Below are 17,378 nucleotides of genomic sequence, written 5' to 3' on the forward strand. Positions count from 1 at the left end.
TGCCCGGTCCCGTCGGGTAACCCCAGACGCCATCCGGCGTCGCGACTTTCAGTGCACAGCGTAGCGCCAGACAAGCTGTAAACCATGGCCACGTTCGGACGGGACCCCGGCGCGAGGAAGCGCGGATCCCGTTGCGCCACCAAGCGGCCGGCGACGTCATGTTGCTGAGCCGTCACCAGCGCAACGGGACTGAGTTCAGCAGCGTCCCGCCGCCAGTACGCGACCTGACGGACTGACAGGCCACGGTTGTCGATGACGCCAACGTGCGGAGTCTGCGAGTGTATGCTCGAGATCAATGCAGCGTCCTGTTGGTGCGCCGTGTTGCGTCGGGTGGCGGGTCAAACAAATCGTTTTCATCGAAGGCCACGGTGCACCAGATCCAGTACCATATCTCCCGGCGCAACGGTTTTAACTCCGCCGGATTCCCTTGCAGCATTTTCCTGGCCAGTATGGTTTTGGTCGGACGGCCTGCTGCATCGTAGAATTGCTTGTCGTGGAAGGCATGCTGGCGCATCGACTGATCATTGATGTACCCCCACCAATCAGCGAAGTACGGACGGTAAATCCGCACCTTCTCACCCTTGTTGTTGTATTCGACCGGCTCACTGACCCGCCAGCGCCGCGGTACTTCTTCCTCTATCGGTTTCCCGTCGGGGCCGAGGATCAGGCAACCCTTTTCGTCGACTCGCCACGATTTTCCCGGTTCGACCTCCTGTTTGGTCTGCAGGACCTGGCCAAAACCGTCCATGCAGGTGATGCTCACCCGGATTTTTCTTTCGTCAAAGTCGATATCGGTGACGTACCGGTCGGAAAGCAGGACGATGGCATAAGGCGGTTCACGATGTGTGGCGTCGATTTGTTGGCGCAGAATCTGCTCGTTGCCAACGAGTGTTTCCACGCCTTCAAGATGTTGCCGGGCCCTTTCACAGATGTGCCCACTGGGTAGCACAAAGCCGTTTGTCCTGGCCCAGGTCAGCCAGTCAGGGGAGGGGGGCGCGGTCCGGGAAATACGGCCCATCCAGCAGAAAGTGTCCCAGAAGGATGCGCTGGCGAAACGGCCGATGGCTGTTTTCTTATCGTTGATGGCGATAGCCGGATCGCGGTCCTGTGGTACGTAGCTTTCGAGAAGGTCGAAGCCCACGGGGACGCCCAGTTCCGTGCCATGAACACTAGTGACCAGCGGCTCACCGAACGCACTGTAACGGGCCTCCTGGATATTGCGGTTGGCGTCCTCGATGGCCGCTGGCAGGAATGTCCGGTAGTCGATGTCGAGGATGCGGGTGGTACAACCGTCCGGCAAGGTGACGGATTTCGTGAGGATACTGTAGGCGTCGTAGACAACCGCGGTTTCGCCATGGCTCTGCGTTTCCCGGAATTTCTTGACGTTGTAAAAGCGCTCCGGATCGTCATAGACGGGGAAGCTCTTGTGTACGGCCCACAGGTAATTTTTCGCGTCTTCCCGGTCTTCGACCGATTCCTTTGCCACCTCGGGCAGGAACAGCTCCATGATGTGATAACCGACAGATTCGAGTTTTTCCTTCAGGTTGAAGGGCATTTCGCCCTCGGGGTTTTTGAGTTTGTCGTAGGCACTCAGGGCTGCTTTATCCAGTTCCGCCGTTACCGTATGGGCTGTCAAACCCTCGAACGTTGCCTTGCCCGGGGCCAGCGGCTGCTGAGTGGCGGGGTCCATGTAAAGTTGCATGGACAAACCAGCCAGCACCGTTTTTTCGGCCCATGGGCCACCGTCCTTGCACCATTCAAGGACATTTTCATGGTTGATCTGCCCGGCGCTCAGCTCTGTTTTTTCCAGGACCATGGCATTGCTGCGTTGTTGGTAGGGCAAATCCAGGCTCCACGCTTCAAGGTTCGCGATGTCTTCGCCGAGATGGTGAATGTGGCACGCCTTGTTTTGCGTTATGTACCAGCGTTGCTGAGCTTCGTCATGGGCGTCTTTCCAATACCGTTGTTCGTGTTCATCGGTAAAGGGCGGCGTGTCGCCGGGAACCTTGCGTCGGGCGCAATGGATCGTGACGCCGTGGGTGACTCTGCCGTACTGATCCCATTCCAGGTTGAGGCTGTGCTGGCATAACGGGTCGTCCGGGATTTGCGGCTCATAGTGATAACTGCGGGTTTCCAGCTCCAGGACCTGCAGTACCGCGTAGGGTTGGTACTCGCCTTTTGGGCGTAACACCCACACCAGGGCTCTGCTCTCTGTTACGACGTAGGGGACGGCAGTGGCTGGGTCATCGTCCGCCGCGTAAACCTCCGAGCGCAGTAGTCTTCCGCTCAGGCATCGAGCTATTTCACGCTGAGTGTCTTCGTCCGGCGCGGTGAGCAGTTGCGCGGCGCGGTCGTTGAAATGGTACTGCTGCAGCAGTGTCGGTTTAAGGCTCGGGGCCTGCGAGTCACCTTGGTAGTAGCCGTTCCTCTGCTGGTCGATGGTGTCACCGATGTGGAAATAGCTCATGCTGCGGATGGGAGCCGTGAACCCCTCGGTCGCGCGTTCGGCCGGCGTTGCTTCGGTGTCGGTCTGTTCCAGCAGGCGAAAGCCGCGGAACTCTCGTTCGTGGCGGTCGTAAAAGCCGCCGCGGTAGTTGAATGCCTGGGTCAATCGGTTGCCGGTGATTTCATCGATCTGGGTCTGCTGACACACCAGGTGCATGGCGAATGGCAGCTGGCATACCGGATTTTTGATGCCCTTTTTGCGCTGCTCCAGCTTTTCATCCTGCCAGTATTGAGCTGAACTGCGATACGTCACGCGACTGCTGGCACCCATGTTGTTGCAAGTTGCATTGACCAGGTAGGGTTTGGCGTTGACGAAGTCATAGCGCCAATGCCGGGGACTCATGTGGGGCACGGTCAGGATCAGGCTCGAGCAACCGAGCCCTTGCAAGTCGGCGGTGCTGACCTGGCAGAGCGCGTCGTAGCGTACGCCGTCAGGCCAGGACAGTTCTTCATCAGCTTTTGGTTCATAACCATTACCGGCATGGTTCATGAAGACCTGAAAATGATCCGGCATCAGATAGATCAGGTCGACGGCTCCCGAGCCATCGAGGTCGGCCAGCAACACCTGCGCAGCATTGAACGTGTCGTAGGCAAACGGCAGGGAGCACAGGACAAATCCCTTGCCGAAGCGCCCGTGACCCAGGTTAGGCCAGCATTTGACTTCGTTGTGGCGGATGCGCACCAGCTGCGCCTGCCCGCTGCCCCGCATATCGGCGAAGGCCACCAGCTCGGTCGGCGTGTTGCTCAGCAACGGCAAGTCATCGTCGTCATGGGGGACATCAATGCCGCTGGCAAATCCCCCTTCGCGACGATTGGCATACAGACGCACGCTGCGGGTGCCGATGAGCGCCATGTCGCTCAGACCGTCACCCACAAGGTCAGCCATCTTCGCCATGGGGTGGAAAAATTCGCCGGGGAAGGCGTCGAAGGGGACGAAGTTCGACCAGTTGCGGTCCGGGTCGAGGGTGAAAAAACCGCACATGCCAGGCATGGCCACCACCCAGTCCAGTTTGCCGTCGCCCGTCAGGTCGGTGAGGGACTGGTGAATGGGTTTGCTGCTGTCGGCGGGCGGTATGTGAGGCAGTTGTTGCCAGTCGCTGTAATAGACGTCATCGCCACCGGTTTCGCAGCGCAACGGCTCGCGGTAATGCCAGGTATTGTCTTCGCGGCACAGCACCCCTGGCATCCCTTCGCCGTACAGGTCCACCAGTTGATAATGCTGACCGTCGTTCAGCCCGGGCATGTCCGGGAGTCGAGTCCAGCCCGGGTGAAGCGGATCGAGCTTGAACGGGTTGTAGCTAAATTCCATCGGTGGCCGGCTTTCTACCTGGCCCAGACTGTCATAGGCCTGGATATGGGCGGCTGTCAGGTGATGGTAGCCCAGTGAGTCCATGCGGTGGTCCAGTAACAGGCGCTGAACCAGCACAGGCTCACGCCCCAATTCCTTGATGAAGTGATGGAACATCAACACTTGTCGGCACAGGCGTCGGGTGCCCAGTTCAAAGCCGTAGGCGTAGTTCCAGAACGGGTCGCCGCGCTCGGGCCATGGAACTTGCTCGTCAAAGGTCGGCACCTGCTCGAGATCGGTGCTGCGCTCGCCATAATCGAACACCAGGTGGAAGTGCCAGTGCTGGGCTTTCCAGCTGTCGGCGATCCAGGCATACAGATGGGGATGGGCTTTTTCATTGCCATAGTGCACGCACCGAAGATAGCGCTGCGCACGGTAGTCGCGGTTTTGTGGTGGCGCAGGAAGTTCCGTCTCTTCCTTGTACTCGAAGACAATATGTTCGCCACGCGTGTTGAGGCTTTCGCAGATCATCCATACGCCAACGTGCGCAGGTTCATTCGGGTCGGCCCGACGCGAGTTCGTGGTTTTGCCATAGATATGCAGGCTGCCATCGGTGCCGTGAATCAGCCAGAAGCCTGCCGGATCGGCAGTTGAATACCAGTGCTCGATCAAGTCGAAACCGCCTTCGACCCTGGGCCAGTGGCGCACCACGAAAAAAGTATCGCCCAATGGCGTACCTTTGTATTCCGTCACCTCTCGGGAAGTGACGTCGCCGTTGTGATCCCGCTCTGGCATCCATACATCGCCGCCGGGGCCGACCACCTGATCGTTACCGTCGTAAGTCGGTACACCCTTGGTGGTACGCAGCGTGATGGCGTTTGTGTTGAGTGCCCAGCCGATACTGAAAGGGCTGTTACCCACACCGCTGCGGTAATCCAGACTCAGGGCAGGTGCAAAACCGCGGCCTGGGGAGATGGGCAAGCCTATGTTCAGCGACGCGCCGCCATCGGTCCCCACCGCCCCCCAACCCTTGCCGATGCTTTGAATGGCGCCGCCGGTCTTGGGCAGGGCCGGGGTATTGATTTCAATTCCGGATTGCTCGTTCATTGCGTCCCCCCACCGCGTCTGGCGGTATAGAGGATATGAATGATGACGTCGGTAAGACTCTCCAGGCAGGCTTTCTGAGCTTCAGGATTGGGGAAGGTCAAGGTCCATTTAGACACGGCTCCGCTGAACTCGAAGGGCAGGTAACGTTCGTCCTGGAAATTGAGCTGGAACAGCCCGTTGTCATCCACACCGGTAGAAATGGCAATTTGTTGGTGGGGACGCTTATCGTCCTTGGGAGTGGCCCCCACCGTGGCGGACATCTCGACCTTGCTCCAGGTCTGCTCGAGTATTGCGCAAATGTCCTCGTGAGGCCCGCGGACGTTTGGCAGCGACACGCTGATGCTGCGGATCCGGCGCATGAAATGGCCTTGGCCCTGGTAGTCATCGTCGAACATTTCCTGGGTCAGTTCGAACGTGCAGCTCCCGGCCTTTAACTGCTCGTGAAAGCCTCCTTCCCCGCCCCATTCTTTATTGATAACCGAACCCTGATGCTTGGCTTTCAGATTTTTCAGCGACACCGTCTTGCGGATTTCCAGTTCGCGCTTGTTGTTTTGCAAGTATTCACGGTGCATCTGCTGCAGACTGGTTTTCAGTTCTTCCCCGGCACCCAGGCCGCGGTAGGACGAGTTCCATGCTCCAGGCTGGATAAATGTCTGCCCGTAATTGCCCATTTCGTATTGCCAGCAGGCTTCGGCGGCCTGGCACAGTGATTGTGCGGTGGTGTAAGCCGTGTAATAGAAACTGGCGAATTTGCTGTTGAGCCAGTTGTAGGTCTGGGACTTGCTGAAGCGGTTGTTGCTGAGCAGGAATTCATGGGTAGCCCTGGCCTGCTCCAGTGCGGTTTGCGCCTGGCCCAGTTGCAGACCAGTGGCTTTGTGTTGTTCTTCGTAGACGGCGAGTTGGGAGTTGATTTGCTTGAGTTCGAGCTTCGCCTGGTCGTGAGCGTGCGTCCTATCTAGCAGTCGCAAGCGATATTGTTCGTAGAGTGTAATGGCATCTGCTGCCGAACTTACCTGCAGGCTCGCCATTTGGCTAAGCTGTGCAACAGTGTTGAAAGGACCTTCCGTGCGATGTCCACCAGTAGCTAAACCTATTATGTTCGGTACAGCTATGCTTCCCTGGCCGGCTGCAGCCGCGACGAGTGAGGCAGTATCCGCTACACGCCCGACAAGTTTTAAGCTCCCAGCAATAATTTCTCCGGGACTCGCCCATTGTTCTGCAAGTTTCGAGTGATGTATGACCCTCGCTTCAATACTGGCTTTACTGGCTTCCAGTACCTTTTTGTTTTCTAAATCGATATTCAGAGCCTGGGTCTGAATATCCACAGCCACTTTTGCCAGGTTCCACGCCTGCTGCTGTTGCAACTCCAGGTACTGCGCCTGTTCCTTGCGTTCGATAAGCGATAACAAGGTAGAGCCGAACTGAACGACGCTCTCCACGGCATTCTGCGCAAGCGCGAACATGAAGCTGAAGCGGTAGTGCGGAATCTGCGGGCTCAGCAGGCGACTCAGCGCCGCACCGGACAACCCCTGACTCCAGGCCGCGAGCAGGGCACGTGGGTCCAATGGTTTGGCGAACAACGGCAGGTTCAACTCGTTGCCCGCCATGTCCAGGTTATGTCGCAGGTGGAACAGCCGGCTTTCGGCCCTCTCCCAGCACTTGATCAGCTCAGGGTTGAATGGACGACGTAACCAGTGATTGTCGACACCGGACAAAGAGGTGTCCGTGCTGGTAGGCAGCAGGCACAACAACGGCGCAGCCTGGGACTCCGGCGCGCGGCCAATGCGCAGCGGCGGGTTCTGCTGGAGCGCACGCTGATCCGCGATCAATCGTTGTTCGAATTCGCGCAAATCCTGGTTTGTTGCGTTGCCCAGCTCCAATAGTGTGATTGGCTTCCAATCGTCAACTTGTCGGACGTCCGGTTTGCGCCCCAGTAAATCCAGAATATGGACATAGCGCAACTTGGCTTCTGCCAGCCCGTCCGGCGTCAGTTCCATATAGGCCTGGTCACCTTGGTTGCCTTCGATATCGAGGTAAAGGCGATACAAAGCCTTGCGAAGGTATTCCGGAGCGCTAAGGGCGATCTCGTGCGGGTCGTCCGGATACAGCACAGCGCGACTCGGCTCGATCGCGTGCGGCGATTCGTGCGGTATCAGCGGTACGGCTTGCCAATAGCCGGGACTCCCTGGGTCTTTGCTTTGGCGCGCGGGATTGAAGAGGTAAGCCAGCCAGCTTTTGGCTTCGTCGTAACGTTGCTCTTCGTTCAGGCGGGAGGCGACCAGCCATGGCAAGTACAGAAACAGTTCCAGGAAGTACAGGTGATAAGCGCCAGAGAAGTCCATGGCCTCCGGGAGGTTGGCAGGAGGGAGGGGGGGGTCGGTCTTTTGCATCTGAGTCTCCCAACCAAGGAGGTGCTCCATGCCTAACTCGGCATATTCGATCAGTTGCCTCGGGAAAGTCGTGTTCATGCGGATTGCCGCCCGTGCTGGAAACCCCCCGGGACTGTCGCTTGTTTTTACCTCGCTGTGAGCGATGCTCGAACCCTTGAAATCAATGAACTGAGCCTTGCCCAATGAAGGACTATCCCCTACTGACGGATTTTTCACGTCGTTGATACTCGGAGCGATTTGCAGGGGACCGTCGACTTCCGCTCCCCAACCGACAGTCAATGCTCGGAGGGCTCCGCCTAGGGGCTGCCATCCAAAAAAAGGAAATTTATCAGCGATTACCACCCCATAAATGAGCGGGATTTTTATCTTGTCGAGATCTGGCCATTCTCCAGGCCAGCCGGGGTTAAGAGTATTCTGATCAATATAGAGTTTCAGTTTAAGTGGCACGTCCTTGGCCAAACGGGTTTGGTAGGCGGTCTCTGCCAGCGCATGCATTTGTGCGAGTGATGCAGGCGCGGGAGTATTAATGTCATAGGGATGTGCGATGAATAGTTTATAACTATAGGCCGAGGTTACGTCCATAGCTTCAGAGATAGGGGCGGAAGCAAAGTTGAGAGTCATTCTCTCCTGGCCAATAGTGCGCCCTAAAACCTGAAGTGCAAGTCCAATGTCTCCGTTGGGAAGTTGGCTTTCATTAAAAAGAATTTTTATGAATCTCGAATCTGCGATCTTGTCTTTCAGGGACATCGACAATTTTTCTGGATTGTCAGGAAGAGTGAAGTAATTCTTATTAGGATCCTTGATGAAAGATTGGGCGTACCCTTTAGCTCCGTCGAACATATAGTCACCGGCGTTTTCAAAGAAGTCGGTACCTATTGGCCTTATGTAAGATCCCTCAAGTAGTGTGACTGTTCCTTTGTTCTGGAGATCCGTTTCGTAATAGACCAGACTCAACGAGAGGTTCTGCCGTGAAGGGTTACTTCTGTCGTGAAGAATTATTCTGAGCTTAGTGGCTTCGTTGAAGCCTTCATTCAACTTCAGTGTCAGTTCAATTTGGTTATCGACTCGGTTGTAAACGATATCGACGTCTTTGTGGCTCGGTTTTATCCTCGACTGCCAGTCGCCGTAATTCCATACATTTGAAATCTCAGTCGGGGTTCTGTCTGCAACGTCACCGAATACATTGGTTTTGACTGGCAGTCGATATTGAAAGCGGCCGGCGTTGTCACCCGCGAATATGCGGCCGATCAGTTGAACTTCTTCCTTGGTATCGTCATCTTCGACGAGCGGCTCTTTCGAGTTAACTCCAACTTGGCCGTTCTTTGGATACAGCGCCGTGACATTGAAGTTTTTGTCGATGCGTACGGTTCGTAGAAAGTCGTACCTGTCTTTACCTCCCGTAGTATCTGAAACGTCGCCTGTGTAGTTGGAGTAAAGTGCAAGAAACAGCGACTCGGGCGTGTTCCAGTGGTTGTACACCGCTATTGTGTGAGTTTGCTTTGCAATCTCCTCTGGTGTCTTTTCGATCATGTCCTGGTTCAGGCAGTAATTGTCAATGTAGACCCGTGGCGTGCTCCAGTTGTCATCGTACTTCTTGTAACTGCCATATAATCGGAACCGCGGGTGCAGTTTGACGGTGTTTTCCGCTAACGCCCCGGCAACCGGAGCGATAGCGTTGGGGTCCTGATACTCAAACTCGACCCAGACGATGAACAGACGGTTATTGAACCAGCAAGCGCGAACCGTGTGCAGCAGTGCCTTCTCCGAAATTGGCACATTGGCTCTTTTCCAGTCTGTCCAGGCACGGGGCAAAGGCTTGTCGAACTTCGGCACATTACCGCTCGCTGTGGTGGGGGGCTCAGCCCGTTGGCTCATGTCCAGTGACCGCCAGAAAAAAGCGTTTTCGGAAGGCGATTTTCCGATGAAGTAATATGTAGCGTTGGCGAAGTCTTCACCATTGATGTAGCCATTGCAGACCTGCACGTTGGACACTTCCTCGAACCGGGCGAGGTAGGCCAGTATCGCTGTCTGCACGGTTTTGGGCTCGATTCGGGCTTGGTTGATGTCGTTTTTCAATTGCTCGAAGCTATCGGTCGTGGTCAGGCGCAGATTCGGGTCCAGATAAATGTCTGGGAAGTAATGCAACTGCTGCATGGCGGCCCAGATCGGGTAGCGATTCAGTCCGTCTGACCAGGTTTTTTCCAGTTCCGCAGTAATACTGACGTGGCCGTAGCCGGGCTCCATGTTCATCATGATTGCGTTGATGAGTTGCTGAAGGCTGGCAATGGCACAGGCCACCGGGCTGGTGGGCACGTTCTGGCTGACCTGCACGTCCAGCAACCAGAATTCGTACAAGTCGTCGGCGGTCTTGATTTTTTCGGTCAGCCCCTTTTCGATCAGATAGGGGTTGCAGGGGACGACCTCATTCAGATACAGCGCGAGCATCGCATCACGCAAGGACTCATTGAGTGGCGCGTCCAGGCCAAGTGATAGGTCTGCGGAGTCGGGGGTCATGACGGCGTGGCCGACAACTTTCCAGTCATCGAGTTCGCTCTGCTGATTCAGACGTGTGGCCTGCAGCAGTGACTTGGCGGACAAACCACTGGCCTGGCAGGTCGTCTGGCAACGGCGTATCCAATCCACTTCCTTCATTGAACACGCTTGATTGCCGTCGAGGGTGAAAGTGAGCGTCGCCACTTCTTCCTCGGACCACGCCAGCAGTCTAGCCAGCGCAGCGTTGGCCGTTTCGCTGGCCACTTTGCGCAGGGCCTTGTTCTTCTGCCGGGGCTTGGGTGAATTGGCCAGGCTGAAGTAGCTCAGCACGGTGTCTTCCGATTCGCTCTGGGCGTGCAGCCAACGGCTGAAAGACTCAAGCAGATACAGGCAGGCTAACGTTGGGTCGCTGCCGCTGTCATCATATTGATCGGCGCCAAGCCAGTCTGGGTTGATCAGAAACATGCGCAATGCGCTATCGCTCAAACGCAAATGAACGATGATCTCGGCATGCTGCAATACACGCTGGAACTTGTCGAACAGACGGTCGGTTGCTTTATCGAATGCATCCACGAGAATGCTATAGACCGAGTAGCGAGCCCAGTGAATGACGGCGGCGGTGCGGTCCACTGGGAGCTTGGCGGTTTCCTGGAACAACCCTTCCAGCAATTGCACATGCTTGTCATGGGCACTCAGCAACAGCCCGGTGAGTTTTTCCTTGTAGGTTTGTTTTACCTCGGCTGACAACTTTTGCGCATCGAGCAATTTGTCTAGGCCGGTCTCCAGCCAGATGATGGGCTCGTCGACCAGTTCCAATTTCCGATCAAGCCCAGGCAACAGGCCTCTGTTATCGATCAGCCTGTGGTTGATCAGTAATGGATGCCATTCGAGTTTATCAGTGGAATCATTGAGAGGTGGGAGGCCAAGGGCCGCGACCTGTTGAGTGGTCACAACGCTTGCGCGAGTGTCGTCCTGCAATCGGGTCAGGCGTTTGCTCAGGTCGTCGGGCAGTGGTGGGTATTGAGTAACCGTCTCGGTTGCGCTGCCTTCGGCTAGATCGGCGATTGCCGGAGGGACATAAGGACCCAATCGTGCTTGCAGCTGCGCAACGGACTGTTGGCTTTCCTTCAGCCAGTCGACAGCCCAGACCAGTTGCATCAGCACATCGAGGATGTCAGGCGTATCGGGATTCGCCAGTGACCTCAAGCTGCCGCTGGCCAGTGCTTTTTTATAGGTCGATCCACCCAACAGTCCCGCCAGTGTCAGCAGGTCGGCAACCGGGTAACCGAAAAGCTGCGCGATGCGGGCCTGGCGATAGAGAGACGAGACCGTCGGTAAATCACGCTTTAATGTCGTTAAATAATCTGTGGTTTGTTTGGCCAACAGCAACAGGGAGTCTTCGGTCGGTTGCAAACCCAGGCCAGCGCACAGTTGCAGCACGGTTTTCTGCGTCTCGACATCCGTTACTGTCAGGTCGATTACCGTTTGATCGAGGATCAGCGGTGTGTCGAACAGCTGCACCCGGTTAAACACCTGATCGAACAAAGGCACTTCTCCCTTACCGCTGGCATAAGGCGGGAGATGGTCCAGCAGCGCGGCGAACTCTTCGGGGGCGATGGCGTAGTGCTGGTTCAGGTAGCGATAGACACCCAGTGCGCGCAAGGTGTTGTCGTTGAGTTCCATGCCAGGGTTGTGAGTGCCTTCAGAACGGATCACAGACATGACCAGCGTGTCCAGGTGCGTGAAGCTCATGCCGGTCCAGCGCTGTAGGCGGATCATGCGTTGCAGGCGGTCGAAACGGGTGGTCGAGGTCTTGGTCAGTTGCCAGCGGGTACTTTCGACTTTTTCCAGATCCATGGCGTCGTCGGGCGAGGCATCACCGTCCGTGCCGTTCACGTAGCACGCGCCATATCTGGACGGGGAAACGGGTTGCCCGGTCTTGCTGCTATTCGGGTGATAGGCCTCGATCTGCTGCATGGGGGGGGTATTGGCAGTTGGGCGACAAGCGCACGCTGTACCTCTGGCGCGCCAAGAGCTGTTCGACCTGTTCGGCGTGCAGGTCGCTGCGATGCATCAAATCGTCCAGATCAGGCGTGGTCCACCCAGGCGTGGTCGACTGCTCGCCAAGCGTGAGCTCGAAGGTGTGTCTTTCCAGCTCCTGCGGATTTTCCACGGGGCCCGCGACAGTGAGCACGTTGAATGTTGCGGTATATCCCTCTTCGATTTCCGGGAGCTCCTCATGCGCGATAACTTTCAAAACGAAAGGGGTCGCTGCACCGCCGCGGGTCCGGTTAACCAATTGGTAATTACTGCCATCGAAATTCAAGGAGCTGAATGCCAGGTTAACGATCTTGATTTGATCGCCCTTGCGAAAGGTCACAGGCACCACGTTTTCTGTTGCGTGGAATGCGGTGGGAATATTCGCCTGGGGGGTCGGGGTACCCACATCCGCTTGCGACTGCGGAATGACGTAGCAGTACGGCTGGATAGCGGGTGAAGGCAGATGCTTACTTTTAATACCCTCCCAACCGTGGATCAAATCATGGCGGGTCAGCTTGATATCGCCGCTTGGCAGTGATGCTGTAGTCAGCAATTTCTGTTGCTCTGGACTCAGCCCCGACAACAATTGTTGTGTTTGCAGAACAGCGTTGCCTACAGCCCCGTATTGGTTGTCGGCCGCTTGTCCAATCGGCAGCAGTTTGCTGGCCCGGTAATTCAACTCTCCCAGTCGCGGCTTGTTGCCGCTCAGGCCAAGTTGACACTGGTGATGGTAGAAGTTGTAGGGCAAGACGAAAGGAAAGTGACGTTCGCTCAACACTTGGTAAATGGTTTTGTCCTTGTCGGCCGGATCGACCTTGAGGTATTCGTGCAGATTATCGGCCAGCACATCCGTGACGATTTGCAGCATCGGTCTGGGAGTGAAGGTACTTTCACGGCTTATCAACAGCTCCTGCATATCGGGGCGACGCTCGGCCAGCAAAATACGCGTTGGGTCGATGGAGGTATTGAGGGCTTCGTCGTCGTCGTGTGTTGCTTCCAGTCGATGGATAAATGCCCAGAGCGCGGCCAGGTAGGCCACTGGCGAATCGATAGCGGCCATGGCCCCGACCTTGACGAACGAGTCCCAATCTTCCTTGAACTCCCTCTGCCAGGTAGCTCCTTCTCCCGTCATCGACCGAATGCCGGCGTGCTGCGCCAGTTGTTGCATGTTAGTGGAAGAGGTTTTGTACTCTCGGTACAAACGTCCGACCAGCGCCGCGTACCGGGTAGCATTTTTATAGGCCAGATCCGGATCGGCATCGCTATGACTCCTCAGGCGCAGAGCGAACTCGGATGGGGACAGACGCATGATGTCGAAGACTGATTCAATTCCCAGTTTCTGCATGGCCGTCTCGAAATCGACCCGCCCCTTTTTCGGTGACATGTCGCGTTCGACAAGCGCATTCATCAACGAACTTTTTTTGACGGTCATCTCGACGGCTCCGCTGCCAGATTAGGTTAGGGCTCCACAAAATGGACGGCCCCGCGGAGTTCAATCTAGCGAGAAAGCAAAGGGGTGTGACCTGTCAGGTTTGACAGTTCGGACATTTACATTTAGATCGATTAGTTCTTTGTGTTTGTTTTTTTAGTTCTAAATAAAAATAGCGACCGTTTGTCTGAACTGTCAGATATGACAGGTGGACATTGCGTGGTGGAGGGATAGAAATAGCGCCAATGACATGGTGAAAAATTGAACTATGGAGCGCTGACATTATGGCCAACGAAATGGACGAATCTGTGGAACCGCTTGTTTTCGCACCCGACATTATCACGCCTCCCTTCGCTAGCACGGTGGAGGATGGTTTTTTGATTTCTGCATCGGCTGCGACGGTCTCGTTCATAATTGGATGGAGGGTAGAAATTTGGTTCTCCGGTGAAAGTTATATGTATTACCCGACCGACTTCAACCCTGGTCCTTACTCGAGAATGAATTTTTACTTTCCCAGGAATTTGATTCCTGCAGGGCGGAAGTTCCATTTTGAAGTTGATTACCAATATGGGATCTTCAACAGCCCATGGGCTCTTTCCGGTGATCTGACAATGACATTGCCCAAACCCGTAATAACCAACGTAATATATTCTGGTGGCGCAGTTAGAATAGAGGGACGAAACGGGGTTTTTGGTGCCAGAATGATGGTCTGGGAAGGGTTGGGAAGCCATCTGTTTGATGCAGATATTGCACCCGACGGGAGTTGGACTAGATCTATCTCAATGAGTTTAACCCCTCGGAAAGGATTCCCATTCACTGCGCAACAATCTAATGATAGTGGCTTATCCGAGTATGCTGATAATTATTTTATCGACATACTCCCCCCCAAACCGGTGATTACCGGAGCCGAAACGTCTCCCGACGGATACCTTACCGTTCATGGCACAAATGGCTACCGAAATGCCCAGATCAAGATCTGGCGCGAGGGAGGGACGGATGGCGTTCTGTTCATTGTGGATAATCCATCAGAAGGGGCCTGGACGGTTAGCGATACCAGACGACGTTGGGTCTTCCCTCCCCAAAAACATTCCATCACGGCGCAACAATTTTTTTATCTGGACTCCGCTTATGCGGATACTTACGAATTCTATGTATTGCCGCCTACGCCGGTGATTACCCAAGTCGAAATATCTTCCGACGGATACCTTACCGTTCATGGATCGAATGGCTACCCAAATGCCCAGATCAAGATCTGGCGCCAGGGAGGGACGGATGGCGTTCTGTTCAGTGGGACTATCAGTTCAGCGGGACCCTGGACGGTTAGCGATACCAATCGACGTTGGATTTTCCCCCCCCACCCGAAGCATGTCATCTTGGCGCAACAGTATTTTAATCTGGACTCCGCTTATTCATCCGAATTCGAATTCGAAGTACGGCCGCCCAAGCCTGAAATCACCCCCCCGGCCAGTCCGATCGGCCTGAAGCAGACACTGGACGTGACCAACATTGGCTTGAATGCGGAGACGCTCAAGATGCTCCGAAGTGGCATCGAGGTGCCCGGCAGTTTTACCGGCACTGGTAGCTCTCGAACGTTTACCCCGAGTCAGAACTGGCTGTCAGGCAGTAACACGGTCAGTCTGGTTCAGATTGTGGGTGGTGTGTCCTCAGATCCAAGCGAGCCGTGTACTTTTACCGTATCGCTGGAGGCGCCCGAAATCAGCGGGCCGACAACACCCAGCAGCCCACGACCTACATTCGCAGGCAAGGGCGTCGATGGCGCGACGGTCGATGTGGTCCAGCACCATTTTGCGAGTCCAATCCTGGCAACGGCGACAGTGGAAAACGGCCAGTGGACAGCGACGCTGGCTGAAAGCAGGCCAGATCTTCCGGCCGGTTCTTTTTTGGTCACTGCCATGCAGACCCTGGATGGATTCTCTTCAGGCTGGTTCACTCCGGCATTTGAAATCAAGGTGAAGCCACCCAAGCCTGTGATCACCCCACCCACCGAAACTGTCGCACCGAACCAATCACTAACCATTACCCGTGTTTATTCGGGCGCTGCCACAGTGGCGTTGTTCGATGAGCACAATCTTTCGGTCGCTGGCGAATTTTCCGGTACAGGGGCTGTTCGCACGTTCACGCCCGCCGAGGAGTGGGTAACGGGATCGCACACTGTCAAGGCGAAGCAGGCCGTGGCCGCCGTGGATTCCGACTTCAGCGAGGAGTGCACTTTTATCGTAGAAGAGCAGGGGGAGAGGCCTGAGATCCCCACATTCGAACTTCCACGAGCGGGTACGGCAACCTCCACGCGTCCAGATATCAGGGTCAAGGGTTCGCCCGATGCATTGATCACCGTGAAACTCGTAGGCGCAGAAGTGTTGTGCTCGGCAAAGGCAGATCCCACTGGCGTATTGGAGTTCAGAGTCGCGTCCGCCCTGGAGCCCGGCCGGATTGACCTGGAAGTGAAACAGAAAGCGAGCGGGCCAGATTCCGGCTGGAGTGAGGCGCATACGTTTGTTGTCAACGCGCCACCGAAAACGCCGAAGATCAGGAATCCGCGGGGCTCCACTACTCCCGTGATAATTATTTCGGGGGAGGGTGAAACCCGAGGCTCAATCAAGATCCGCCATGAAAAGGAGCCGGAGGAGACGGAAATTGCCATAGTCGAGGGGTTCAGGAACTGGAGCTGGAAAGCCACCGAGCCATGGTCCAAGGGGAGCTACGCCATTGTTGCCCAACAGGTGGATGAAGGAGACCACTCGGGATGGTCTGAGCCGGCGCGCACCTTTGATGTGATCGATGCCCGGTATGGCATCAGGGACGGTGGCCGGGTACTCGGCCAGCCTGTGGTGGAGGAGAAGCAGAGCGTGCTGTTGCGGGTTCAGGTGATGTCCGGCATTACCGGTGAACCGTCCGCTGGTGTGCAGGTGCAGTGGCGTCTCAAAGGTGGGGATGATGTCCTGGCGACGACCGAGACGGGCCCGGATGGCTGGGCCAATTATCGCTACCTGCCCGGTACGGAGGGCCTTCACGAAGTGCTGGCGGACATCACCAACGATAATGACGGTGTTGCCATGAGTTGGCTCTTCGAAGTTACCGCCTTGTTGCACGATGAATGGGCGCAGGAGGCCAGGCTTTATCTGGACGGCGCGTTGGTTGATCTGGCCAAGGACGACATCGTCCTGTTGAGGGGCAAGCCGTATTCACTGGAACTTCGAGTCAACAGTGGCAGCCGGCTGATAGGGTCCCCGGTCATATTGCAAGACCAGTGGGGGGCGGAGGAAGCCGGGCTGCGGTTCGATCCGGCCATCGGCGTGCCACGGTTGGTAGAGGAGGGGAAACCGGTGGTGTGGTCCATCTCATTCAATGAGGGCGATGGTGCCTACTTTGGGTTGAACCTGACCTGCCCGTTATTGTCGGATTGGCCTTTGCCGGGGAAGGTTGAGACAGTTGATTTTGCTAAAGTCGTTGATCTTGTCTTCATAGGTAATCCCAAGGTCTTCGTCTTCGGTGGGGAGCCGGCTTATCCATGCATCGGTGGTTTGTACCGCATCAAGGTGCGACCTAGCGCTAACAGTCCATTACTTGGAAAATCCGTAAAACTTCAATTATCCCCCGAAGCTGCACCACTCGGTGTATTCACAAGTCCTCCCGGGTCCTATCAAAAAATGGTGGAGGGTGGCGTGGAATGGGCCCTAGATTGTCACTCCAGTGTCGAATCTGGAGCATTTTCAATCGGATTGCGTGTCTCTGACTGGGATGTCAAGGACTTGGATTTGTCGATGTGTTTAGGGCATAACAAGGTGAAAGTTGTAGCTTGGTCTCCACCTTCGCAGGACGTGCCTGGAGGGAAGTGGAAGTATGGTGCTTTCGTGAGATCCGTTGGGACGGAGCTAAAAGCCTCTGGTGTTCCGGTGACGATCGACGTGTCCGGGGTGGTTTCGCAAGGGTCTACGAATAGTAATGGTTACATAGAGGTTGAATATGATGACGGCCAATCGGCCAGACTGGAGTTTCACAATCGTTATGACGGAAGCTCCGTTTTCTCCCCGGAATAGCTCTAGTGAGAAGCTGCAGCCTTGCGCCTCAAGGGATTAGCCTCGAGCCTCGCTGCTAAAAAAAAAGC

At 55.7% G+C, this 17,378-nt stretch carries 4 protein-coding genes; 1 reads left to right on the top strand and 3 read right to left on the bottom strand.

Going from position 1 to position 17,378, the window contains the following annotated elements; genetic code table 11:
- Positions 1-292: 292 nt before the first annotated feature.
- The 3 genes from FBY04_RS14990 to FBY04_RS32775 are packed head-to-tail and all read right to left on the bottom strand — an operon-like array spanning position 293 to position 13,255.
- On the bottom strand, positions 293-4,900 hold the full coding sequence (locus FBY04_RS14990; RefSeq protein ID WP_145315687.1) for a SpvB/TcaC N-terminal domain-containing protein: 4,608 nt from the start codon (positions 4,898-4,900) through the stop codon (positions 293-295).
- Entirely contained in the window at positions 4,897-11,679 is a 6,783-nt protein-coding gene (locus tag FBY04_RS32365) for a neuraminidase-like domain-containing protein (RefSeq protein ID WP_256666907.1), read from the bottom strand. The genes FBY04_RS14990 and FBY04_RS32365 overlap by 4 nt, the downstream gene beginning before the upstream one ends.
- 49 nt (positions 11,680-11,728) lie before the next feature.
- Positions 11,729-13,255: a Tc toxin subunit A gene (locus FBY04_RS32775; protein ID WP_256666908.1), complete on the bottom strand. Its 1,527-nt coding sequence runs from the start codon at positions 13,253-13,255 to the stop codon at positions 11,729-11,731.
- A 281-nt stretch (positions 13,256-13,536) separates the two neighbouring features.
- Here FBY04_RS32775 and FBY04_RS15000 point away from each other — a divergent pair, with 281 nt between their 5' ends.
- Complete coding sequence (locus FBY04_RS15000; RefSeq protein ID WP_145315688.1) at positions 13,537-17,310, top strand: hypothetical protein; 3,774 nt, start codon at positions 13,537-13,539, stop codon at positions 17,308-17,310.
- Positions 17,311-17,378 lie beyond the last annotated feature (68 nt).

This window comes from Pseudomonas sp. SJZ080 (assembly GCF_007828295.1).
Classification (GTDB): Bacteria; Pseudomonadota; Gammaproteobacteria; order Pseudomonadales; family Pseudomonadaceae; genus Aquipseudomonas; species Aquipseudomonas migulae_A.